General features: G+C 72.5%; 19 protein-coding genes. 13 read left to right on the forward strand and 6 right to left on the reverse strand.

The features are described from left to right. Window positions 1-41: 41 nt before the first annotated feature. The 6 genes from BBH68_RS04795 to BBH68_RS04820 all read left to right on the forward strand — a co-directional run bounded on the left by BBH68_RS04795 (window position 42) and on the right by BBH68_RS04820 (window position 7,644). Window positions 42-653: a TetR/AcrR family transcriptional regulator C-terminal domain-containing protein gene (locus BBH68_RS04795; RefSeq protein WP_065959032.1), complete on the forward strand. Its 612-nt coding sequence runs from the start codon at window positions 42-44 to the stop codon at window positions 651-653. A 187-nt stretch (window positions 654-840) separates the two neighbouring features. Beyond that, window positions 841-1,902: a LacI family DNA-binding transcriptional regulator gene (locus tag BBH68_RS04800; RefSeq protein ID WP_065959034.1), complete on the forward strand. Its 1,062-nt coding sequence runs from the start codon at window positions 841-843 to the stop codon at window positions 1,900-1,902. A gap of 165 nt (window positions 1,903-2,067) precedes the next feature. Beyond that, complete coding sequence (locus tag BBH68_RS04805) at window positions 2,068-3,357, forward strand: ABC transporter substrate-binding protein (protein ID WP_065959035.1); 1,290 nt, start codon at window positions 2,068-2,070, stop codon at window positions 3,355-3,357. Continuing rightward, entirely contained in the window at window positions 3,357-4,325 is a 969-nt protein-coding gene (locus tag BBH68_RS04810) for a carbohydrate ABC transporter permease (protein ID WP_065959036.1), read from the forward strand. The genes BBH68_RS04805 and BBH68_RS04810 overlap by 1 nt, the downstream gene beginning before the upstream one ends. Continuing rightward, window positions 4,322-5,248, forward strand: coding sequence for a carbohydrate ABC transporter permease (locus tag BBH68_RS04815; protein WP_065959038.1), 927 nt, complete (start codon window positions 4,322-4,324; stop codon window positions 5,246-5,248). The genes BBH68_RS04810 and BBH68_RS04815 overlap by 4 nt, the downstream gene beginning before the upstream one ends. Before the next feature lie 35 nt (window positions 5,249-5,283). Then, on the forward strand, window positions 5,284-7,644 hold the full coding sequence (locus BBH68_RS04820; RefSeq protein ID WP_065959039.1) for a beta-xylosidase/alpha-l-arabinosidase: 2,361 nt from the start codon (window positions 5,284-5,286) through the stop codon (window positions 7,642-7,644). Window positions 7,645-7,660: 16 nt separating this feature from the next. Here the strand turns inward: BBH68_RS04820 and BBH68_RS04825 are convergent, their stop codons facing one another. The 5 genes from BBH68_RS04825 to BBH68_RS04845 form a co-directional block, all read right to left on the reverse strand. After that, window positions 7,661-9,235, reverse strand: coding sequence for a PTS ascorbate transporter subunit IIC (locus BBH68_RS04825; protein WP_065959041.1), 1,575 nt, complete (start codon window positions 9,233-9,235; stop codon window positions 7,661-7,663). A 22-nt stretch (window positions 9,236-9,257) separates the two neighbouring features. Beyond that, entirely contained in the window at window positions 9,258-10,106 is an 849-nt protein-coding gene (locus BBH68_RS04830; RefSeq protein ID WP_065959042.1) for a PTS sugar transporter subunit IIAB, read from the reverse strand. A gap of 11 nt (window positions 10,107-10,117) precedes the next feature. Next, window positions 10,118-12,148: a hypothetical protein gene (locus BBH68_RS04835; protein ID WP_065959044.1), complete on the reverse strand. Its 2,031-nt coding sequence runs from the start codon at window positions 12,146-12,148 to the stop codon at window positions 10,118-10,120. A 58-nt stretch (window positions 12,149-12,206) separates the two neighbouring features. Beyond that, the gene (locus BBH68_RS04840; protein ID WP_281182464.1) at window positions 12,207-13,142 is read right to left on the reverse strand and encodes an amidohydrolase family protein; all 936 of its coding nucleotides are present in this window, start codon (window positions 13,140-13,142) and stop codon (window positions 12,207-12,209) included. 71 nt (window positions 13,143-13,213) lie between these two features. Beyond that, window positions 13,214-13,528, reverse strand: coding sequence for an NIPSNAP family protein (locus BBH68_RS04845; protein ID WP_065959045.1), 315 nt, complete (start codon window positions 13,526-13,528; stop codon window positions 13,214-13,216). 97 nt (window positions 13,529-13,625) lie between these two features. Between BBH68_RS04845 and BBH68_RS04850 the strand changes: the two genes are divergently transcribed. From BBH68_RS04850 to BBH68_RS04880, 7 genes are all read left to right on the forward strand, one after another. Next, on the forward strand, window positions 13,626-14,426 hold the full coding sequence (locus tag BBH68_RS04850) for a GNAT family N-acetyltransferase (RefSeq protein WP_065959047.1): 801 nt from the start codon (window positions 13,626-13,628) through the stop codon (window positions 14,424-14,426). Window positions 14,427-14,502: 76 nt separating this feature from the next. Continuing rightward, window positions 14,503-15,396, forward strand: a complete 894-nt coding sequence (locus BBH68_RS04855) for an alpha/beta fold hydrolase (protein WP_211301803.1) — start codon at window positions 14,503-14,505, stop codon at window positions 15,394-15,396. A gap of 161 nt (window positions 15,397-15,557) precedes the next feature. Continuing rightward, window positions 15,558-16,610 carry an oxidoreductase gene (locus tag BBH68_RS04860; protein WP_079150807.1) on the forward strand — a complete coding sequence of 351 codons (1,053 nt, stop codon included), beginning with the start codon at window positions 15,558-15,560 and terminating at the stop codon, window positions 16,608-16,610. Beyond that, entirely contained in the window at window positions 16,610-17,806 is a 1,197-nt protein-coding gene (locus BBH68_RS04865; protein WP_065959049.1) for a thiolase family protein, read from the forward strand. Before BBH68_RS04860 ends, BBH68_RS04865 begins: the two co-directional genes overlap by 1 nt. Window positions 17,807-17,976: 170 nt before the next feature. After that, window positions 17,977-19,266, forward strand: a complete 1,290-nt coding sequence (locus BBH68_RS04870; RefSeq protein ID WP_065959050.1) for an ABC transporter substrate-binding protein — start codon at window positions 17,977-17,979, stop codon at window positions 19,264-19,266. Between the two features lie 9 nt (window positions 19,267-19,275). Beyond that, a complete protein-coding gene (locus BBH68_RS04875; protein WP_245737888.1) occupies window positions 19,276-20,277 on the forward strand; it encodes a carbohydrate ABC transporter permease in 1,002 nt (333 codons plus the stop codon). A 95-nt stretch (window positions 20,278-20,372) separates the two neighbouring features. Beyond that, on the forward strand, window positions 20,373-21,209 hold the full coding sequence (locus BBH68_RS04880) for a carbohydrate ABC transporter permease (protein WP_065959090.1): 837 nt from the start codon (window positions 20,373-20,375) through the stop codon (window positions 21,207-21,209). Here BBH68_RS04880 and BBH68_RS04885 read toward each other — a convergent pair. Continuing rightward, the gene (locus BBH68_RS04885) at window positions 21,167-22,246 is read right to left on the reverse strand and encodes an ArsR/SmtB family transcription factor (protein WP_076970986.1); all 1,080 of its coding nucleotides are present in this window, start codon (window positions 22,244-22,246) and stop codon (window positions 21,167-21,169) included. The two genes, BBH68_RS04880 and BBH68_RS04885, sit on opposite strands and share 43 nt — an antisense overlap. Window positions 22,247-22,300 lie beyond the last annotated feature (54 nt).

Consider the following 22,300-nt stretch of genomic DNA (forward strand, 5'->3'; position numbering starts at 1 on the left):
TACAAGTGAATGAGCCTTGTTGTATCACATACAATTAGGGCGTGGAGAAGAAGCGAACCGAAGCCCGATCGACGCCGGCCCGGTCGCGGGACCGCGGTCGCGCGACGAGGCACCGGCTGATCGAGGCAACCGCGGGGCTCTGCAAGGAGCGGCCCGGCGCCGAGGTGAGCGTCGCGGAGATCGCGAACGCGGCAGGCGTCTTCCCCAACCAGGTCACCTACTACTTCGGCTCCAAGGACTCGCTGCTCGTGCACGCCGCCTTCCTCGGCTTGCTGCACGACGCCCGACGGATTGAGCGCATCGGTCGCCAAGCCCCCGACGCGGCGGCATTTCGACGCAACATCGCCCGCGCCGTACTGGCCATGCCCTCGCTCCCCTCGGTCGCGCGAGCACTCGCCGCCGGGATCTCCAAGCCCGAACTCGCCCCCGTGGTCGACCGGCACCTCCAGTTGCTGTTCCGGCAGTCCGAACGTTTCGTGAGCCAACTCCTCGACAGCCGCGGCTGGAGGACCCGCCGACCGCTCAGCGCGGAGACCAGGACGTTCTGGAGCACCGCGCTCGGCGCGGTGCTGCTCGTCCGCGCCGGGGCACACGGCACCGGCGCCGACCTCGACCTCGCCGGAGCGCTGACCATCCATGACGAGCCCGGCTAGCCCAACCGAACGGGCCCGCCGCGGCCGAGGCCACCAGCGCTGTGCTGCGTAAGCTCTTGAGCTTCACGGACGTCCCTCGTTCCCCTTCACGTCTGATCCGGTTTTCCGGAAGACTTCTGCAAGGTTCCGAGGGGTGCACCCGGAAAGCTAAAGGCGGGGGCGACTCCCGTCAGCGGAGGAGGCGGAAATGGCTACGGAGAGCGCGGGGGCCGAGAGCGGCGCCCGGTCCAGGGTGACGATCACGGCCATCGCACAGGAGGCGGGGGTCTCGGTGCCCACCGTCTCGCGGGTGGTCAACGGGCGTTCGGACGTCTCGCCCGAGACCCGGGCCCGGGTGGAGAACCTGCTGCGGCGGCACGGCTACCGCCGCCGGCAGGCCGCCCCGGGCGGCCGCGCCGCCCTGGTGGACCTGGTCTTCAACGACCTGGACAGCCCCTGGGCGGTGGAGATCATCCGGGGCGTGGAGGAGGTCGCCCACCAGGACGGCGTGGGCACCGTGGTCTCCGCCATCCACGGCCGGGCGGGGGCCGCGCGGCAGTGGATGAAGAACCTGCGGGCGCGCGCCTCGGACGGGGTGATCCTGGTGACCTCCGTACTGGAACCGGTGCTGCACGAGGAGCTGCGGCGGCTGAACGTGCCGATCGTGGTGGTCGATCCGGCCGGCTCCCCCGCCCTGGACGCCCCCACCATCGGGGCGACCAACTGGGCGGGCGGGATGGCCGCGACCGAACATCTGCTGGGCCTGGGCCACCGCCGGATCGGCTTCATCGCCGGCCCGCCGCGGCTGCTGTGCAGCCGGGCCCGGCTGGACGGCCACCGGGCCGCCCTGGAGGCCGCGGGGGTGCCGTACGACCAGGCGCTGGTCGCGCAGGGCGACTTCTACCACGAGTCCGGATTCGTGGGCTGCGACCGGCTCATGGACACCGACACCCCGCCCACCGCGGTGTTCGCCTCCAGCGACCAGATGGCGCTGGGCGCGATCGAGGCGCTGCGCCGCCGGGGGCTGCGGGTGCCGGAGGACGTGAGCGTCGTCGGCTTCGACGACCTTCCGGAAGTCCGCTGGTCGGCCCCGCCGCTGACGACGGTGCGCCAGCCGCTCGCGGAGATGGGCAAGCTGGCCGCCCGTACGGTGTTGCGGCAGGCGCGCGGCGAGGAGGTCGAGTCGCCCCGGGTGGAACTGGCCACGGCGCTGGTCGTCCGCGCCAGCACGGCCCCGCCGAGCACGGCCGCGCCCGGAGGTTCTTCCTGAGCCGTCCCGCACACCGCGTTCCGGCGGCGAAGCCTCCCGTTTGTTCGACCTCTTGACACCGCATCAGCGCCCTCATAGCGTCCACGCAATCACTTCCGAGAATTATCGGGCTTCTTCCGGAAGGCAAACGCGACGATGACGATGCGTACCCCCAGGTCACGGTCGATGCTCCGGGCATCCACCCTCGCCGCCGCACTGCTCCTGGCCACCACCACCCTCACCGCTTGCGGCAGCTCCGGCCCCGGCGGCTCGGACGACGACTCCCTCGACGTCTGGGTCTACGGCGACGCCTCGACCAAGGTGCAGCGCGCGGTCGTCAAGCGGTTCAACAAGACCTCCGAGGTGAAGGTCAACCTGACCGAGGTGCCGGGCGACGGCTACACGGACAAGATGCGCACCTCCATGGGCACCCCCAACGCCCCGGACGTCTTCTTCAACTGGGGCGGCGGCAGCATCAGCGACTTCGCCAAGGAGGGCATGCTGGTCGACCTCGGCCCCACGCTGGAGAAGGACCCGGAGCTGAAGAAGGCGTTCATCCCCACCATCCTCGAGGCGGGTGCGGTGAACGACACGTACTACGGCATTCCGATGCGCGGCATGCAGCCGGTGATCCTCTTCTACAACAAGAAGGTGTTCCAGGACGCGGGCGCGCAGCCCCCCAAGTCCTGGGACGACCTGCTGGGGCTCGTGGACACCTTCAAGAAGAAGGGCGTCACCCCCTTCGCGCTCGCGGGCACCGACCCCTGGACCGAGCTGATGTGGGTGGAGTACCTGGTGGACCGGTACAGCGGCGCCGGGGTCTTCAAGAAGATCCAGAACGGGGACGCCTCCGGGTGGGACGACCCGGCCGTGCTGAAGACCGCCGAGACGATCAAGAGCCTGGTCGACCGGGGCGCCTTCGGCAAGAACTACAAGTCGGTCAACTACACGGCCGACGGGGCCTCCACGCTCTTCGCCAAGGGCAAGGCCGCGATGCACCTGATGGGCTCGTGGGAGTACGCCAACCAGAAGGCGAACCAGCCGGACTTCGCCAAGTCGGGGCTCGGCTGGACCACCTTCCCGGCCCTCCCGGGCGGCAAGGGCGACCCGAAGAACGTGGTGGGCAACCCGACCAACTACTGGTCCGTCAACGCCAAGCTCAAGGGGAAGAAGAAGACCGCCGCGATCGAGTTCGTGAAGTTCGCCGCCAAGCAGGACTACGCCAAGGACCTGATAGCCAACGGCGACGTGCCCACGACCTCCGACGCCACCTCGCTGCTGAACGAGCACGAGAACCCCGCCTACGCGCGGTTCCAGTACGACATGGTGCGTGAGGCCCCGAGCTTCACCCTCTCCTGGGACCAGGCGCTGTCGGCCAAGAACACGCCGTCGCTGCACACCGACATCCAGAAGCTGTTCAACGGGCAGCTGAGCCCGACCGGGTTCGTCGCGGCGCTGAAGAAGGACATCAAGTAATGACGGGCGCCGTCAGCAAGGGCGGCAGCGGCAAGGTCGCCGTCGGCAAGGGCGGCGGCAGGAGGGCGTCCGGCAAGGGCGTGGGCCGTGACGCCGTGGGCCGCCCCGGCGCGGTCTGGGCGCTCCCCGGGGTGCTGTTCTTCGCGTGTTTCGCCGTCCTCCCCATGCTGCTGGTCGGCTATCTGGCCTTCACCGAGTGGGACGGCATCGGCTCCCCCCACTGGACCGGCACCGACAACTGGTCCCGGCTGTGGCACGACCCGGACATGCACCAGGCGGTCTGGCTCAGCCTGCTGCTGACCGTCCTGACCTGGCTGGTCCAGACCCCGATCGCGCTGCTGCTCGGCGTGTGGGCGGCCGGGCGGCAGCGCAACCGCGCCGTGCTGTCGGCGATCTTCTTCCTGCCGCTGCTGGCGTCCTCCGTGGCCCTCGCCCTGGTCTGGAAGCAGCTACTGGACCCCAACTTCGGCCTCATCGCCGAGATCGGGCCCACCCTCGGCTTCGCGGACGGCGACCTGCTGGGCGACTCCCAGGGCGCCTTCGGCGCCATCCTGTTCGTGACCGCCTGGCAGTTCATCCCCCTCCACACCCTGATCTACCAGGGCGGCGCCCGGGCCATCCCGCGCTCGCTCTACGACGCGGCGGCCATCGACGGGGCGGGCACCGTCCGCCAGTTCTTCTCGATCACGCTGCCCCAGCTGCGCAACACCGTGGTCACCTCGTCGGTGATCATGGTGGTGGGCGCGCTGACCTTCTTCGACACCGTGCTGATCCTCACCAAGGGCGGCCCGGGCACGGACACCAGCATCGTCCCGTACCTGATGTACAAGAACGGCTTCCAGGCCTTCGACCTCGGCTACGCCAGCGCGGTCGCGGCCCTCCTCGTCGTCGTCGCCACCGCCGTCTCGCTGCTGCTGGTGCGGCTGACCGGCTTCAGCTCGATGCGCAGCACCCGGGAGGGGTTGTGACCGACGTGCTGCACCAGCGGCCCGGGACGGACCGCGGGACCGGCAAGGTCGCGCCGCCGGCCAAGCCCCGCCGCGCGGGCCTGCCCCGGCTGCTGAGGAGGAGCGGCCCTCGAAGGCCCAACTACCCGGCCGGTCTCGCCTCCCTGCTGTGGCTGGTCATCGTCGGCGCCCCGCTGTACGTCCTGGTGGCCACCACCTTCCGGACCCGCGACGGCTATATCGACGACGGTCCGCTGTCGCTGCCCACCCACCCCACGCTCGCCAACTACGACCGGGTGCTGAGCAGCCACTTCTTCACCTATCTGGGCAACACCCTGGTCGTCACCGCCGTGTGCGCCACCCTCGTCATCGTGCTGTCGGTGACCGTCGGCTACGCGGTCGTGCGCGCTCGGGGCCGGGTGTCCCGGCGCGTCTTCCAGATCTTCCTGCTGGGGCTGGCGATCCCGTCCCAGGCGGTGATCATCCCGATCTATCTGGTGATCACCAAGCTGCATCTCTACGACACCCTGCTGGCGGTGATCCTGCCGACGGCCGCCTTCTCGCTCCCGGTCAGCGTGCTGATCCTGGCGGGCACCATGCGCGACATCGACGAGGAGCTGTACGAGTCGATGGCGCTGGACGGGGCGGGGCCCACCCGGGTGCTGCTGCGACTGGTGGTGCCGATGTCGCGGGCGGGGATCTCCACGGTCGGCGTGTACTCGGCCCTGCACGCGTGGAACGGCTTCATGTTCCCGCTGATCCTCACCCAGTCCCGGGAGAACCGGGTGCTGACCCTGGGCCTGTACGACTACGTCGGCGAGTTCCGGGTGGACACCCCGGCGCTGCTCACCGCGGTCGTGCTGTCCATCGTCCCGATCTTCGTCGTCTACCTCTTCGCCCGCCGTCAGCTGATCAACGGCCTGATGGGCGTGGGCGGCAAGTGACCGACCCCGGCGAACAGCCTGAGACAAGGAGCTTCATGCCTCACCCCTGGCAGGACACCTCCCTCCCCGCCGAAGACCGCGCCGCGGACCTGCTCTCCCGGATGACCCTGGAGGAGAAGCTCGCCCAACTCGCCGGGGTCTGGCCGGGCTCCGGGTCCACCGAGGGCGAGGACGTCGCCCCGCTCCAGCACGAGGTCAACGAGGACGTGGACCTCGACGCCCTGCTCCCCCACGGCCTCGGCCAGCTGACCCGCCCGTTCGGCACCGCCCCCGTCGAGCCGGGCGAGGGCGCCGCCGCCCTCGCCCGCACCCAGGCGCGGATCGCCGCCGGCAACCGCTTCGGGATCCCGGCCGTCGCCCACGAGGAGTGCCTGACCGGCTTCGCCGCCTGGGGCGCGACCGTCTTCCCGACCCCGCTGGCCTGGGGCGCCACCTTCGACCCGGCGCTGGTCGGCCGGGCGGCCGAGCTGATCGGCGCCTCCATGCGGGCGGTGGGCATCCACCAGGGCCTGTCCCCCGTCGTGGACGTGGTGCGCGACCCGCGCTGGGGGCGTACGGAGGAGTCCATCGGCGAGGATCCGTACCTGGTCGGGACCATCGGCACCGCGTATGTGCGCGGCCTTCAGTCGGCCGGGATCGTCGCCACCCTCAAGCACTTCGCGGGCTACTCGGCCTCGCGCGGCGCCCGCAACCACGCGCCGGTCTCCATCGGCCCGCGCGAGCTGGCCGACGTCATCCTGCCGCCGTTCGAGATGGCCGTGCTCGAGGGCGGGGCGCGCTCGGTCATGCACGCCTACAACGACCTCGACGGCGTCCCGTCGGCGGCCAACCCCTGGCTGCTGACGGAACTGCTGCGCGAGTGCTGGGGCTTCACCGGCACCGTCGTCTCCGACTACTTCGGGGTCTCCTTCCTGGAGCTGAACCACCGCGTCGCCGACTCCCCGGCGCGCGCCGCCGGGCTCGCGCTGGCGGCCGGCGTGGACGTGGAGCTGCCCGCCGTGCGCTGCTTCGCCACGCCGCTGCGGGACGCCGTACGGGCCGGGGAGGTGGACGAGGCGCTGGTGGACCGGGCGGCGCTGCGGGTGCTGCGGCAGAAGTGCGAACTGGGGCTGCTCGACCCGGACTGGTCGGCCACTCCGCCCGCGCTGCCCCAGACGGTGGACCTGGACCCGCCGGTGATGCGGGAGGTGGCCCGACAGCTCGCCGAGGAGTCGGTGGTGCTGCTCGCCAACGACCGCCAGGTGCTGCCGCTCGCGCCCGGGGCCCGGATCGCGGTCGTCGGGCCGCTCGCCGACGACCCCGCCGCGATGCTCGGCTGCTACACCTTCCCCCGGCACGTGGGCATCGAGCACCCGGAGCTGCCGATCGGCATCGACGTGCCGACGCTGCTCGCCGCGCTGCGCGCCGAACTCCCCGACGCGCGGATCACCCACGCCGAGGGCTGCGCCCCGCCCGGACCGGCCACCGGGGCCGCCGCCGCGACGGGCGCCTCGGCCGCCGTGGCCGCCGAGAGCCGGCTGGCGCAGGCAGCCCGCGCCGCCTCGGACGCCGATGTGTGCGTGGCCGTGCTCGGCGACCTCTCCGGCCTGTTCGGCCGGGGCACCTCGGGCGAGGGCTGCGACGCCGCCGACCTCGAACTGCCCGGGGAGCAGGGCGCCCTGCTCGACACCCTGCTGGCCACCGGCACCCCCGTGGTGCTGGTCCTGCTGACCGGGCGCCCGTACGCGCTCGGCCGCTGGTCGGACCTGCTCGCCGCCACCGTCCAGGCCTTCTTCCCCGGCGAGGAGGGCGGCCCGGCCGTCGCCGGGGTGCTCTCCGGCCGCGTGAACCCCTCGGGCCGGCTGCCCGTCAGCGTCCCGTACGGGCCCGGCGGCCAGCCCTGGACGTACCTCCAGCCGCCGCTGGGGCTGCACGGCGGGGCCAGCACCGTGGACCCCACCCCGCTGCACCCCTTCGGCCACGGCCTGTCGTACACCACCTTCGTCTGGGAGGCCCCGGAGGCGGACGCGGCCACCCTGGCCACCGACGGCGAGACCGCGCTGCGCCTGACCGTCCGCAACACGGGCGAGCGGCCCGGCACCGAGGTGGTGCAGCTCTATCTGCACCAGCCCGTGGCCCGCGCCGTCCGCCCGGTCACCCGGCTCATCGGCTACGCGCGGGTCCCGCTGGCGCCCGGCGAGAGCGCCGAGGTCCAGTTCACCTTCCACGCCGACCTGGCCTCCTACCCGGGCGCGCCCGACGGGGGCCGCGTCGTCGAACCCGGCCCGCTGGAGCTGCGCCTGGCCGCCTCCAGCGCCGACGCCGACGTACGGCACACCCTGCCGCTGACGCTGACCGGGCCGGAGCGGACGGTGGACCACCGGCGGAGGCTGGTGTGCCCGGCGGAGGTGAAGTGACCCCGGCGCCCGGGCGTCAGCGGGGCGGCGGCGGGGGCGCGGGGGCGCCGGCGGGCGGGGCGATCTTCGGGTAGGAGGCGGGGCCCGCCGTGGTCTCTCCCGCCGGCTCCGCCTCCCGGCCCGGCGCCGTCTCCCGGCCCAGCGCGGCGTCGCGGGCGGCGCCCGGGTCCCAGCCGGTCTCGACCACCCGCTTCTGCATCACGATGGCGGCGCCCAGCACGGCGAACCCGATCAGCAGGATGATCACCAGTCCGGGGGCGCCGCCTGCCTTGCCCGCGTTGCCGATGAGGGCGCCGAGCCAGCCGAAGTCCGCGTCGCCGAAGGTGGTGTTCTGGTCGCCGAACGCGCCGAGCACCTTGAGCAGCAGGGCGGGCAGGAAGGTGATCAGCACCCCGTTGAGGAAGGCGCCGACGACCGCGCCGCGCCGGCCGCCGGTCGAGTTCCCGTACACCCCGGCCGCGCCGCCGGTGAAGAAGTGCGGGACCAGGCCCGGCAGCACCAGGGCCAGGCCGAAGGCCGGGTTGAAGATCCAGGTGAGCAGGCCCAGGCTGACCAGCCCGCCGGTGAAGCTGGCGAGGAAGCCGATCAGCACCGCGTTCTGCGCGTACGGGAAGACGATCGGCGCGTCCAGCGCGGGCAGCGCGCCCGGCACCACCTTCTCCGCGATGCCCTGGAAGGCGGGGACCAGCTCGCCGAGGATCGTACGGACACCGAAGAGGATCACCGCGACCGCGATGCCGAACTGGAGCCCCTGCATCACGGACTGCATCAGGTAGTTGCCGACATCGGTGGCCGGCGCGCCGCCGCCCGCGCCCGCGAACGCCTTGAACGCCTGCTCCTTGCCGACCTTGGCGAGGAAGACCACCGCCATGGCCAGGTAGATCAGCAGCATGGACAGGGCGGTGGCCACCATCGAGTCGCGCAGGAAGCGCAGCCCCTCGGGCAGCTTCATCTCCTCGGTGCTGCGGCTGCGCTTGCCGACCACCTTCCCGGCCGCGCCCGCCACCACATAGCCGGCGGTGCCGAAGTGGCCGATGGCCACGGTGTTGCTCCCGGTGACGCGCTTGGTCCATGGATGCGCGAACGCCGGCATGGCGACCAGCATGATGCCGAGCAGCACCCCGCCGACCGCGACCACCGCGAAGGTCGACTGCCCGGTGCCGGCCAGCACCACGGTCAGCAGCGTGGCCATGAAGAGCATGTGGTGTCCGGTCAGGAACACATAGCGCAGCGGGGTGAAGCGGGCCAGCAGCAGGCTGACCACGAAGCCCAGGATCATCAGCCACGCGACGCGGGAGCCGAACCGGTCCTGGGCGATGCCGACGATGGCCTCGTTCGTGGGGATGACGCCATGAGCGCCCGTGGCGCCCTGGATCATCGTGCCCAGCGGGGCGAGGGAGCCGGTGACCAGCCCCGCGCCGGCGCCGATCAGCAGGAAGCCGAGGGTCGCCTTGATGGCGCCGCCGACGATCTGCCCGGTGGTTCTCTTGAGCGCGATGAGTCCGACGGCGGTGATGATGCCGATCAGATACGCGGGTTCGCTCAGAATCTCGTTGACGAGAAACTTCGCGACAGCGACAAGCCAGCCCATGATGTTCTTCGCTTCCTCGTCGTCAGGCGTCGTGGGTGTCGGCGGCGCGGGTGTCGACGTCGTAGATGTCGCGGAGTGCCGCGTCCACCTCGGCGGTGCTGGTGAAGTCCTGGACGACCTTCACCGGCCGCCCCACGTCCCCCAGGGTCTTGGCGATCTCCCGGGAGGTGAGCAGGGCGACGGCCTCGGAGGCCTTGCCCTTGGCCGAGATGGTGTCGGTCGCCTCCACGGTGACGAACTTCGACCACTTCCAGCGGTCCAGGACCTGTTCCAGGGTGTTCTTGAGGAACAGGCTGGTGCCGACGCCGTTGCCGCAGACGGTCAGGATCTTGTGCAGGGACGAAGCGGGGGCGGCGGAGGAAGCACCTCCGGCGGCGGGAGCGCTCTCGGCAGCGGGGGCGGGGGCGGCGGGCCCCGGCTCGGCGCCCCCGGTGAGGATGGCGAGCAGCGCCCCGGGCGTGGGCGCGGCCGCGAGCGCGGCGGCGGTGTCCGGGTCGCCCAGCAGCCGCGCCAGGGCGGCCATGGCCGAGGTGTGCGCGGCGGAGTCCTTCGCGGCGAGGGCGACGACCAGCTCGACCGGGTCGTTGGACTCGTGGCCGAACTCGACCGGCTCGGCGAGCCGCACCCAGGACATGCCGGTTCTGAGCACCGCCGGGGACGGCCGGGCGTGGGCGAACGCCAGGCCGGGGGCTATGACGATGTAGGGGCCGTTGTCCTCGACGTTGGCGATCATCTCGGCGGTGTAGTCCCCGGTGGCGACGCCCGCCGCGACCATGAGGCCGCCCGCGACCCCGATCGCCTCCCGCCAGTCGGCCGCCCGGACATCGAGCCGTATGGCCTCGCCGGACAGAAAATCACTTAGTTGTGTCATGCACAAGATCTTTACATGGAGGGACCGCTTCCGTTTTCGACCAGCGCCCAGGCCTGGGCGAACAGCTCGGGAAGCGTGCGGGTGGGCAGCGGCAGGGGGTTCTCCAGGCGCCCGTTGTAGGAGCGCGCCACCCCGATCAGCTCCGCCTTCCACGCCTCCATCGGCTGGTAGGGCTTCTTGGCGTGGATCCACTCGCCCGGCAGGAAGACCTTGCGGCCCGCCCGGGGTCGCTTGTCCTCCACGACCAGGCCGCGCTCGACCAGCACGGCGGCGGCCTTCTGGTGCCGGTCGGCCTTCCACCCGTTCCAGGCGCGGACGTTCCGGTCGGTCGGCGCGGGCAGGGCCAGCAGTTGGAGGTAGAGCGCCGCCGGATCCTCCTCGACGCCGAGGCTCCCGGCGACCCGGGCCACCACCTCGGGCGCGGAGGCCGCCGGATTGCTCTCGTACGCCCCGGCCGGCAGCGCGGCGCTCTCGATCCGCTCGACGATGCGCGCGCAGGCGGGGCCGCGCAGCCACTCCACGAGCGGGAGGTCGTCCAGAGATCCCCCGGAGTCGGATATCGCGGCCGCCAGGGTCCGGGAGCGCTCGTCGTCGCCGAAGTACGCGGGGCGGAAGTACAGCTTGGGCGGGGACCGGTATCCCCTGCGGTCGACCGCGCCGTCCGTGACGACGGTCAGCCCGTCGTCGATGCTCGCGACGTCCAGCCGCTCCGGGCCCGCGTACGGCCGGAAGCCGAACCGCTCGTGCAGGTCCGCGACCGTCCGCCCGACGCCGGCGGCGGGGCGCCCGGCGCGCAGCAGCAGCCCCGGGTGTTCCAGGCGCTCCAGCAGCAGCCGCACCAAGCCGGGCGCCCCGTCGCGGACCGGATCGCCGGCGGGCAGCTCGGCGTACACCCAGGACAGGTGGGGGACGACGGTGTGCAGGCGCTCCTGGAACCTCACCACGTCCCAGCGGGCGTCGGTGAGCAGCGGACCGTGCTCGCTGTTCCTGATCCAGGTGTCGAGGGGGGCGTCGAGCCCCGGCTCGGCCCCGGGCTGGGTGAACGCCGCGCAGAACTCGGCGGCGGACAGCCGCAGCAGCCCCAGCTCCACGACCGCGTCGAGCGTGCGCTGCGGCACCACGGCCCGCCGGCCGCGCCGCGCCCGCCACCCCTCGGCCAGCCGCTCCGCCACCGCGCGCATCCCGCCCGGCTCCCACAGCTCGGCCGGGTCCTCGGGCAGCACGTCCGCCAGCAGCTCGAGGCGCTCCAGCGAGGTCTGCCGCGCCAGTTCGGACGCGCCGTCGTCGGCCTCGGCGACCTTGAGCCGCAGCACCTCGCGCTCGTGTGCGTCGAGGAAGGGGACGTAGGACCGCTCCAGGAGCCCCGCGAGCGCCAGGGACGCCGCCGCGCGCCCCAGGCCCGTGCCCTCGCCCAGCACGCCCACGGCCTCGGGGTCCCAGGGCGCCGGCCCCCGCTCCCGGACCAGGCCCACCAGCCGGCGCAGCTGCTCGGCGCTGCCCCAGCCGCGCGGCACGTCACGCGCCTCTTCGACGGTCCCCAGGCTCGGCGGCTCCGCCTCGCCGGTGCGCAGCTCGACGAACCGGCGGCTGCCCGACCCGGCCCAGCCCACCGCGACGGCGGCCCCCCGCTCGTCCCGCACCGCTTCCGGGGCGCCTTCCGCCACCCGCACCACACCGGTGCGCAGCCGGGCCGCCGGGTCGGCGAAGGGGCTCTCCGCCCAGAACTCCAGCAGCGCCAGCAGCCGCTCGCGGCGCTCCTCGCGGGTGGACGGCGCGGCGGCGCGCAGCGCCACGGCGCCGATCCGCCCGATGAACCGCGCCCAGGAACCCTCGCCCGCCTTCCCCGGGTCGCCGTCCGGCCGGGAGGGCTCCCAGGTCCCGGCCAGATAGCGCCCGGTCCGCTCGATGGCGGCCAGGGAGCCGTCACGGGTCCAGTACCCCGGGCCGTCGACGAGCCCGCTCAGCGCGGTCCCCACGCCGTAGTCGTCCAGGGCCGCCACCTCGGCCCGCGCCGTCACCAGCCCGCCCGCTGTCGTCTCCATGGGGAAATCCTGACGCATGGGTCCGACAGCGGGACGGTCGGGCGGGCGCGGGGGCTGTTCAGAGGCCGAAGAGGCGGGCGGCGTTGTCGTGGCAGACCGCGCGCAGCCAGTCGGCGCCGAGTCCGGTGTCCCGCAGGGCGCGCAGGGCGTCGGCGTACGGGTAGGGGATGTTGGGGAAGTCGGTGCCCAGCAGGACCTTCTCCCGCAGGTCGGCGAGGCGGGGCAGCTCGGCGCGCGGGAAGGGCATGTCGGCCTCGACGAACGGGGTGAAGACCATGGTGGTGTCGAGCATGACGTGCTCGTACCGCTCGGCCAGGTCGAGGAACTCCGCGTACTCCGGCATGCCGAGATGGGCGACGACCAGCCGCAGGGCGGGGTGGCGGGCCAGCAGCGCGCCGATCGGCCCGGGCCCGGTGTGACGTCCTGGGATGGGGCCGGAGCCGCAGTGGGTGACCACGGGTATGCCGCGCTCGGCGAGCACCGCCCAGACCGCGTCGAGCAGCGGGTCGTTGGGGTCGAAGTCGCCGACCTGGAGGTGGCACTTGAAGACGCGCGCGCCCTGGTCGAGGGCGCGGCGTACGTCGTCGAGGGCGCACGGCTCGGCGTAGAAGGTCGCGGTGTGCAGGCAGTCGGGGGTACGGGCGGCGAAGTCAGCGGCCCAGTCGTTGAGCCAGCGGGCCATGCCGGGCTTGTGCGGGTAGAGCATCGCGGTGAAGGCGCGCACCCCGAAGCCGCGCAGCACATCGAGGCGTTCCTGCTCCTCGCGCCGGTAGGTGATCGGCCAGGCGCGACCCGTGAGAGGACCCGCCGCGTCGAAGTACGCCCACACCTTGTCCAGGACGCGCTGCGGCATGAAGTGGGTGTGGACGTCGATGAGGTGGTCGAGCCCCACCTCGGCACGGAAGGCGGCGACATCCTCGCGCTCGGAGGTGACGTCCTCGCGCTCGGAGGTGGCGTCGTCGCGTTCGGGGGTGACGGGATGCGGGTCGGCCATGGACGGCAGCGTAATCGGCGACGGATCTTCCCCTCTCACGGGGTGAGATGGCGGGCGAGGCAGGGGCAGGGCTAGGGAGCGTCGGGCAGCAGGGGCCGCATGAATGTGCGCTCGTAGCGCAGGACGCAGCCGCTTTCGTCCCTGATCCGGTCCGCCTCGATGAACTCGGGGTCCTTGCCGAACAGCGTCCGGTACTCCTCGTACGCGGCGAGGCTGGGGAAGCTGAACAAGGCCAGTGCTTTGTCGCTGGCGCCCTCGGACGGCAGGAAGTAGCCGTGGTGCGTGCCGCCATGGCGGTCGACCAGCTCCATCCAGCGGCGCCCGAACCGCTCGAACGCCTCGATCTTCGCCGGGTCGATCACGTACTCGACGACGCAGGTAATCATCCTCCGAGGCTAGCGTCCCCGCCCCGCCCCCCGTCGGCAGCGGTAGGCTCCTACGGCCTGAACGACCTCCACCACCTCAACGACGAGCGGGGCCACGGTGACCGATCGCGCGGAATCCATCGAATCCATGGAGCAGCTCGCCGCGGTCTGGCGCGCCATGGTGCTCGACCGCGACGCGGGGGCGGACGTGCGCGACCTTCCGGGGATCGCCGTCCGCTGGGCGGACTGCCGGTTCGCCTTCTGGAACTGCGTCACCCTGACCGACGTGGGGTCGGACGCGGAGCACCTGGGACAGCGTCTGAGCCAGGCCGCGGACATTATGCGCTCGAAGCGACAGCCGGGCTTCCTCTGGCTCTTCGAGGACCTTCTCGCCGACGGGGCCGGCTCCGCGCTGGAGGCGGCGGCCGAGCGCGCGGGCCTCCAGTACGCCTTCCCCGGTACCGGAATGGCCGGGGACCTGCTTCCCCTGCCCGAGCCGGCCCACCCCGATCTGACGTTCGTCCGCGTGACGTCCGATGAACACCTGCGGGCGTACGCGGACCTCAACTCGCGTGCCTACGGCTTCCCCTTGGAGGACGGCCGCGACGGACTCGCCGGATCCGCGCTGTGGAAGAGCGAGGTGTACGCCTACCTGGGCATGCGGGGCGACACTCCGGTGACGTGCGCGGCTACGGTCGAGGCGGAAGGCCGACTGTTCGTCGTGCTCGTCGCCACGGACCCGGAGTGGCAGCGCAGAGGCTACGGCGAGGCGGTCACGCGCAAGGCCCTGTACGAGGGCGCCCGGGCCACCGGGCTGACCCGCGCCACGCTGCACGCGACCGCCGCCGGGGCCCCCGTGTATCCGCGCATCGGGTTCAGGCCGAACTCGCCGATCCGCTTCTACGGCGTGAAGGGCTGATCCGACGGACGACGCCGCCGGACCACACGGCGAAACCCATGTGCGCGGCGCCCGCCCCCGGGCCAAGATGGCAATCATGAGCGTGTTCATCGAGGATCCCGCACGGCTCGGTGAGGAGCGGCTGTCCGACGGACGGTCCCTGGGGTGGGCCGAGTGGGGGCCGCCGGACGGCGTGCCCGTGCTGCTGTGTCCTGGGGCCGCCACGAGCCGGTGGCTCGGCTTCGGGGCGGGGGCCGTCGAGGCGCTCGGGGTGCGTCTCGTCTCGGTGGACCGCCCGGGTCTCGGCGCCTCCACGCCGGCACCGGGCCGGGGCTTCGCCGACTTCGCCGAGGACATGCGCCAATTCACGGCGCTGCGCGGGCTGGGGCGCCCGCCGGTGGTCGGCAACTCCCAGGGCGCGCCGTTCGCGCTCGCGTGTGCCGTGGAGGGTGTCGTCTCGGCCCTGGCCGTCGTCTCCGGCGCCGACGAGGTGGCGGCGCCGGAGTTCGCCACCGCCCTGCCGGCGGAGCTGCGGGGGCTGGTCGACAGGAGCGTGCGCGACCCGGCCGGGGCGGAGGAGTTCTTCGCCGGTCTCGGCGCGGACGCGATGTGGGACCTGGTGATGGCCGGGAGCCCGGAGTGCGACCTGGCCGTGTACCGGGACCCCGGGTTCGAGGCCGCCTACCGCCGGGCCCTGGCCGAGGGCTTCGCCCACGGCGGGGCCGGTTACGGCCGGGACACCGTCCTGGCCATGGGGCGGTGGCCGTTCGACCTCGGCCGGATCGCCGTGCCGGTCGATATCTGGTACGGCGAGCAGGACACCGGCCACTCCCCCGACAACGGCGCCTTCCTCGCCACCCGCGTCCCGGGCGCGGACCGCCGCGTCGTACCGGGGATCGGCGGCGCGGTGCTGTGGACCCACGCCGGGGCCGTACTCCGCTCCCTCCTGCGGAAGGCCGGCGCGGACCGGAAGGCCGGCGCGGACCGGTAGGCCGGTCACTCGCACCTTCACGACCGCACGCCTAGGCTGTCGCCGGAGGCCAGGGCTACCAGCGCGTAGCGCAGTCCACGACAACCGCGACAGACTGCGGCGGACTGCGGCAGACCGCGACCGAGGGCGACCGACGGCGACAGACGGCGAAGGAGCGCGTGATGAAGGGCTGGACCGCGAGCGACATCCCCGATCAGACCGGCCGCACCGCCGTGGTGACCGGCGCCAACAGCGGCATCGGCTATGTCACCGCCCGCGAGCTGGCCCGGCGCGGCGCCCAGGTGGTGCTCGCCTGCCGCAGCGAGGCGCGGGGCGCCGAGGCCGTGGAGCGGATCCGGGCGCAGGTGCCGGGCGCGGAGGTGCGGTTCGCGCCGCTGGACCTGGCGGACCTGGCGTCCGTACGGGCCTTCGCGGCCGAGTACCGGGGGGACCGGCTGGACCTGCTGATCAACAACGCGGGGGTGATGGCCCTCCCCCACCGCAGGACCGCCGACGGCTTCGAGACGCAGTTCGGCGTCAACCACCTGGGGCACTTCGCGCTGACCGGGCTGCTGCTGCCCAGGCTGCTGGCGGCGAAGCCGGGGGCGCGGGTGGTCAGCGTGTCCAGCTTCATGCACATGCTGGGGACGGTGGACCCGCGCGATCTCAACATGGAGCGCGGATACCGGCGGTGGACCGCCTACGCCCGCTCCAAGACCGCCAACCTCCTCTTCATCCACGAGCTCTCCCGCCGCCTGAGCACGGCCGGCGCCCGGCTGACCGCCGCCGCCGCCCACCCCGGCTACGCCTCGACGAACCTCCAGACCGCCGCCCCCAAGCTGGAGGGCCGCCGCGCCACCGAGCGCTTCATGGAGATCGGCAACCGCTACTTCGCCCAGACCCCGGACAACGGCGCCCTGCCCACCCTCTACGCGGCCACCGCCCCCGACGTCCGCCAGGACGACTTCTTCGGCCCGCCCTTCCTGATGTGGCGCGGCACCCCCACCCGCTCGCCCCGCGCGAAGTGGACCCGGGACGACACGGCGGGCCGGGGCCTGTGGGCGGTGTCGGAGCGGCTGACGGGCGTGCGGTACGACGCGCTCGCGCAGCCCGCCGCTGCCGGGGCCACGGAAAAGAACACCGCGAAGAACACCTCGAAGAACACCGCTGAGAACACCGCGAAAGACGCCGGAAAGAACACCGCGAAGGACGCCGGAAAGGACGCCGGACAGTGATGAGCAACGGCACGATGCGCGAGGTCTACATCGTCGACGCCGTCCGCACCCCCGTCGGCAAGTACGGCGGCGCGCTCGCGGGCGTGCGCCCCGACGACCTGGCCGCCCATGTCGTACGCGCCCTCCTCGCCCGCACCCCCGACCTCGACCCGGCCCGCGTCGACGACGTCTACTTCGGCAACGCCAACGGCGCGGGCGAGGAGAACCGCGACGTGGCCCGGATGGCCGTCCTGCTGGCCGGGCTCCCCGTCACCGTGCCCGGCGCCACCGTCAACCGGCTGTGCGCCTCCGGCCTGGAGGCCGTGCTCCAGGCCGCCCGCGCCATCGCCGTCGGCGACGCGCACATCGCGCTGGCCGGGGGCGTGGAGTCGATGAGCCGCGCCCCCTGGGTGCTGCCCAAGCCGGAGCGGGCCTTCCCGGCCGGGCACCAGCAGCTCTACTCCACCACCCTCGGCTGGCGCATGACCAACCCCGACATGCCGCCCGAGTGGACCGTCGCCCTCGGCGAGGGCGCCGAGCTGATCGCCGACAAGCACGGCATCAGCCGCGAGGCGCAGGACGCCTACGCGCTGGCCAGCCACCGGAAGGCGGTACGGGCCTGGGAGGACGGCGCGTACGACGCGGAGGTCGTGCCGTACGAGGGGGTGGACCTGCCCCGGGACGAGACCATCCGCGACAACACGTCCTTGGAGTCCCTGGCCAAGCTGAAGCCCGCCTTCCGCAAGGACGGCGGGACGGTCACCGCGGGCAACTCCTCACCGCTGAACGACGGCGCCGCGGCGCTGCTGCTCGTCGACGAAGAGGGGCTCGCGGCCACCGGGCGCGAGCCCCTGGCGCGGATCGGCGCGTCCGCCGTCACCGGCATCGAGCCGCAGTACTTCGGCCTCGGGCCGGTCGAGGCCGTCCACCGCGCCCTGGCCAAGGCCGGCCGCTCCTTCGCCGACCTGACCACCCTGGAGCTCAACGAGGCCTTCGCCGCGCAAGTGCTCGGCTGCCTCGCCGAGTGGCCGGAGCTGGACCCCGCCCTCGTCAACCCGCGCGGCGGCGCCATCGCCATCGGCCACCCCCTCGGCGCCTCCGGCGCCCGGCTCGCCGGGGCCGTCGCCCACCAACTCGCGGCCGCCGGCTCCGGGACCGGCCTGGCCACCTTGTGCATCGGCGTCGGCCAGGGCCTCGCCCTCGTCCTGGAGAGGTGACGCACCCGGAGAGGTGACACATCTGGAGAGGTGACACCTCTGGAGAGGTGACACACCGCCGCAACAACGCTGTCGTAATCCGCCCCCAAGGTTGATCACTGGGCCGTACCGTGGTTGGTTGCATGATCCGGCCACAGGCCACAGGCAGCGATGACGCGAGGGGGCGCACCATGTCCAACAGCCACAAGTCCGTCAGCCGCAGACGACTGCTCGGCGTCGGCGGCAGCCTGGCGCTGACGGGGGCCCTGGCCGCCGCCTGCGGCTCCAACACCGGGCGCGACTCCGAGGATTCGAACGGCAAGCCGGTCATCGAGCAGTGGTACCACCAGTACGGCGAGGACGGCACCGAGCAGGCGGTGAAGCGGTACGCCGCCGCGTACGGCAAGACCGGCAAGGCCAAGGTCGAGGTGCAGTGGCGGCCGGGGAACTACGACCAGCAGACGGCCGCCGCGCTGCTCACCACGTCCGGCCCCGACGTGTTCGAGGCCAACGGCCCGACGCTGGACCAGATCCAGGGCGGCCAGGTCGTGGACCTGACCGCCCTCCTCGACGGCGTCAAGGACGACTTCAACCAAGCGGTCCTCGCGCCCAAGACGTACGACGGCAAGATCTGGGGCATCCCGCAGGTCATCGACATGCAGCTGCTCTACTACCGCAAGAGCCTGCTGAAGGACGCCGGCGTGGAGCCGCCGCGGACGCTCGACGAGCTGGTGGACGCCGCGAAGGCGCTCACCGACAAGAAGACCAAGGGGCTGTTCCTCGGCAACGACGGCGGCGCCGGGGTGCTCGGCGGCACCCCGCTGCAGGCCGCCGGGCTCCAGCTGGTCACCGACGGCGGCGAGGTCGGCTTCGACGACCCGGCCGCCGCCCGCGCGCTGGAGAAGATCCGCCGGCTGTACGCGGACAAGTCGCTGCTGCTGGGGGCGCCGTCCGACTGGTCGGACCCGTCGGCGTTCATCCAGGGGCTCACGGCCATGCAGTGGTCGGGGCTGTGGGCGCTGCCGCAGGTGAAGAAGGCGCTGGATGACGACTTCGGGGTGCTGCCGTTCCCGAAGGACGGCTCGGCGGGCAAGCCGTCGGTGCCGGTCGGGGCGTACGGCGCGGCGGTCAGCTCCAAGGCGAAGCACAAGGCGGAGGCGAAGGCCTTCGTGAAGTGGCTGTGGGTGGACAAGACGGAGTACCAGGAGGACTTCGCGCTGTCGTACGGCTTCCACATCCCGGCCCGGATCTCGCTCGCCAAGAAGGCCGCCAAGCTGCGCGACGGCGCGGCCGGGGACGCGGTGCGCTACGCCACCGACCACGGCTACGCGGAGCCGCTGCTGTGGACCCCGGCGAGCAAGACCGCCTACCAGGACGCGCTCAACCGGATCATCAAGGACGGCGCGAACGCGGACCAGGAGCTGCGGACCGTGGTGCGCAAGGTGGCCGCGGAGCTGCGGCGCGTGCAGAAGAAGAGCTGACGCCCGCCGATGCCGCAGGACACACTTCTGGACCAGGCCGACGAGGCGGGCGGCCCCCGGCGCCGGGACGCGCCGCCGAGCGGGCCCGCCGCGCCCGCGCGCCGCCGGCTGCTGGGCCCGCAGAACCGCACGCTGTGGTTCTGGGTCTTCGTCGGCCCGTTCGCGCTCGGGCTCGGCCTGTTCACGTACGTACCGCTGGGGTGGAGCGTCTACCTCAGCTTCTTCGACGCGCACAACACGGTCTCGCCCACCGACTTCGTCGGCCTGGACAACTATGCGGCGATGCTGCGGGACGACGCGTTCACCGACAGCCTGGTCACCTTCCTGGTGTTCACGGCCTTCATCGTCCCGGCCACCTTCCTGCTGTCGCTGTCGCTCGCGCTGATGGTCAACAGGCTGCGCTGGGCGCAGGCGTTCTTCCGCTCGGTGTTCTTCCTGCCGGTGGCGTGTTCGTATGTCGTGGCGGCGCTGATCTGGAAGATGTCGATCTTCAACGGGGTGCGGTTCGGGCTGGCCAACACCGTGCTCGGCTGGTTCGGCGCCGACCAGATCGCCTGGCTGTCGACGACCGATCCGCCCTGGTACTGGCTGGTCATCGTGACCGTGCGGCTGTGGTTGCAGGCGGGCTTCTACATGGTGCTGTTCCTGGCCGGGCTGCAGCGCATCCCGCGCCACCTGTACGAGGCGGCGGCCGTGGACGGCGCGCGGCCGGGGTGGCAGGTCTTCCGGTACATCACCTTCCCGCAGCTGCGGGCCACGTCGATCGCGGTGACGCTGCTGCTGGTCATCAACGCCTTCCAGGCGTTCGACGAGTTCTACAACCTGCTCTCGGACTCGCGCGGCTATCCGCCGTACGCCCGTCCGCCGCTGGTGTACCTGTACTACACGGCGCTGGGCCAGGGGCAGAACCTGGGGCTCGGCAGCGCGGGCGCGGTGATCCTGGCGCTGATCATCGCGGTGGTGACGGTGGCGCAGGCCCGCTGGTTCGGGCTCGGCCGGAAGGAGGACTGACCGGAATGCGGAAGCCTCTCGGACGCGACCCGCACACGCCCGCCCCTGGCGCGCGGGCTCCCGGCGTGCGCGAACCGCGCGTACGGGACCCGCTCGTGCGCGAACCGCTCGTGCGCGTCGGCCGGGCGCTGCGGCTCGTCCTGCTGATCGCGCTGGCGCTGCTCTTCCTGATCCCGTTCTATCTGCTGGTGCGCAACGGACTGTCGCGCGAGGAGGACATCACCTCGGCCGAGTGGACGTTCTTCCCGAGCGAGCTGCGGTGGTCCAACATCGGCGAGCTGTTCGACGACCCGAACGTCCCGATGGCGCACGCGCTGCTCAACTCCTCGCTGATCGCGGTGGCGACGACGCTGGGCACGCTGCTGCTGGCCTCCCTCGCGGGGTACGGCCTGGCCAGGATCCCGTACCGCTACGCGAACGTGGTGTTCTACTGGATCCTGGGCACCCTGATGGTCCCGGCCGCCGTCACCTTCGTACCGACCTTCGTCCTGGTGTCCTCGCTGGGCTGGGTGTCCACGCTGCGGGGCCTGGTGGTGCCGACGCTGTTCAGCGCCTTCGCGGCGTTCGTCTTCCGCCAGTACTTCCTGGGGTTCCCCCGGGAGCTGGAGGACGCGGCGCGGGTGGACGGCCTCGGCTACTGGCGCACGTACTGGCGGGTCGTGGTGCCCAACTCGCGGCCGGTGTTCGCGGCGGTCGGCACGATCGTCTTCATCGGCGCCTGGAATTCCTTCCTGTGGCCGCTGGTCATCGGCCAGGACCGGGAGGCGTGGACCGTCCAGGTCGCGCTGTCGACCTTCACCACCGCCCAGACGGTCAACATCCACGAGCTGTTCGTGGCGGCCGCCGTGTCGATCCTGCCGCTGCTGGTGGTCTTTCTCTTCCTGCAGCGCTACATCGTGGCGGGGGTCGAGCGCTCGGGCATCGACGACTGAGCGGGGGCGCCGCCGCGCAGCAGGGCGGCGCCCAGCGGGGTCAGGGTGTGCAGGACGGCGCTGCCCCGGCGCAGGGTGAGCACCAGGCCGGCGTCGCGCAGCACGCTGGCGTGCTGGCTGGCGGAGGCGAGCGACACCCCGACCCGGCGGGCGAGTTCGCTGGTGGTGCAGCCGCCCCCGACCCCCTGCAGCACGGCGGACCGGGTCTGCCCGACGAGCCTGCCCAGGGAGCGGGCGGCGCCGGGGCCCGGAGCGGGCCGGGGAGCGGACCTGGGTCCGGAGGCGGGACGCAGGGTGGGGGCGTGGTGGGCCGAGGGGCGGGGCGGGGCGGCGCGCGGGGTGTGTTCGACCGGGTAGACCAGCACCGGCGTGAGGCCGGGGTCGTAGAGGGTGACCGGGGTTCTTCGACAGAAGAAGGACGGCTGGAGCAGCAGTCCGCGCCCGCCGAGCTCCAGGTCGCGGTCGACCGGGTAGTCGACCTCCAGGACCGGCGCCCGCCACCGCATCGTCGGCGGCAGGGACGCCAGCAGCCCGTCCGCACCCCCGTCCAGCAGGGCGCGGCCCCGCACCGCCCGGTCCGCCTCGATGCGGGCCTGAAGGCGCGGCCAGTACGGGGCGATCGCCGCCTCGTGGTAGGAGCTGAGCGCGGCGGCCAGCCGGTCCAGGGCCCGCCGCTCGCCCTGCGCCAGGTCGTGTATCCAGCCGGGCAGTCGGGCCGCCGGAAGCCGCGCGATCTCCGCGTGCAGCCGCTCCCCGGGGGTCGCGCGCAGCGCCTCCATCGCGCTGTCGCAGCCGATTATTCCTTCGGCGGGCGTCAGGAAGTCGGGGAAATAGCCGCGTGAGGGAATGAGCGGCGCGAGGAGTCGCGCTTCGCCGTTCACCCTATTTCGCGCCAGTGAACGCCATTCTCCGTATACGGTGGCCGCCCGGTTCTCGCGCAGCCGGTGGAAACTCAAAACGGTTTCCCACAGCGCGTCCGGACGGCTCGCCATCCGCAGCCGGGCCAGATCGAGCTCGCCAAAATGCACACGCAGCACTGGACCCCCACCAAGTGACACCCGTGATCGCCCCCGATCACCAAAGAGTATGCA

The sequence above is a fragment of the Streptomyces sparsogenes genome, from assembly GCF_001704635.1.
Taxonomy (GTDB): Bacteria; Actinomycetota; Actinomycetes; order Streptomycetales; family Streptomycetaceae; genus Streptomyces; species Streptomyces sparsogenes.

What these genes read in the sequence shown, in the direction of transcription:
- BBH68_RS04800 (WP_065959034.1), top strand. Translation starts at nt 841, where the DNA reads ATGGCTACGGAGAGCGCGGGGGCCGAGAGCGGCGCCCGGTCCAGGGTG.
- BBH68_RS04805 (WP_065959035.1), top strand. Translation starts at nt 2,068, where the DNA reads ATGCTCCGGGCATCCACCCTCGCCGCCGCACTGCTCCTGGCCACCACC.
- BBH68_RS04810 (WP_065959036.1), top strand. Translation starts at nt 3,357, where the DNA reads ATGACGGGCGCCGTCAGCAAGGGCGGCAGCGGCAAGGTCGCCGTCGGC.
- BBH68_RS04820 (WP_065959039.1), top strand. Translation starts at nt 5,284, where the DNA reads ATGCCTCACCCCTGGCAGGACACCTCCCTCCCCGCCGAAGACCGCGCC.
- BBH68_RS04825 (WP_065959041.1), bottom strand. Translation starts at nt 9,235, where the DNA reads ATGGGCTGGCTTGTCGCTGTCGCGAAGTTTCTCGTCAACGAGATTCTG.
- BBH68_RS04830 (WP_065959042.1), bottom strand. Translation starts at nt 10,106, where the DNA reads ATGACACAACTAAGTGATTTTCTGTCCGGCGAGGCCATACGGCTCGAT.
- BBH68_RS04835 (WP_065959044.1), bottom strand. Translation starts at nt 12,148, where the DNA reads ATGGAGACGACAGCGGGCGGGCTGGTGACGGCGCGGGCCGAGGTGGCG.
- BBH68_RS04840 (WP_281182464.1), bottom strand. Translation starts at nt 13,142, where the DNA reads ATGGCCGACCCGCATCCCGTCACCCCCGAACGCGACGACGCCACCTCC.
- BBH68_RS04845 (WP_065959045.1), bottom strand. Translation starts at nt 13,528, where the DNA reads ATGATTACCTGCGTCGTCGAGTACGTGATCGACCCGGCGAAGATCGAG.
- BBH68_RS04855 (WP_211301803.1), top strand. Translation starts at nt 14,503, where the DNA reads ATGAGCGTGTTCATCGAGGATCCCGCACGGCTCGGTGAGGAGCGGCTG.
- BBH68_RS04860 (WP_079150807.1), top strand. Translation starts at nt 15,558, where the DNA reads ATGAAGGGCTGGACCGCGAGCGACATCCCCGATCAGACCGGCCGCACC.
- BBH68_RS04865 (WP_065959049.1), top strand. Translation starts at nt 16,610, where the DNA reads ATGAGCAACGGCACGATGCGCGAGGTCTACATCGTCGACGCCGTCCGC.
- BBH68_RS04870 (WP_065959050.1), top strand. Translation starts at nt 17,977, where the DNA reads ATGTCCAACAGCCACAAGTCCGTCAGCCGCAGACGACTGCTCGGCGTC.
- BBH68_RS04875 (WP_245737888.1), top strand. Translation starts at nt 19,276, where the DNA reads ATGCCGCAGGACACACTTCTGGACCAGGCCGACGAGGCGGGCGGCCCC.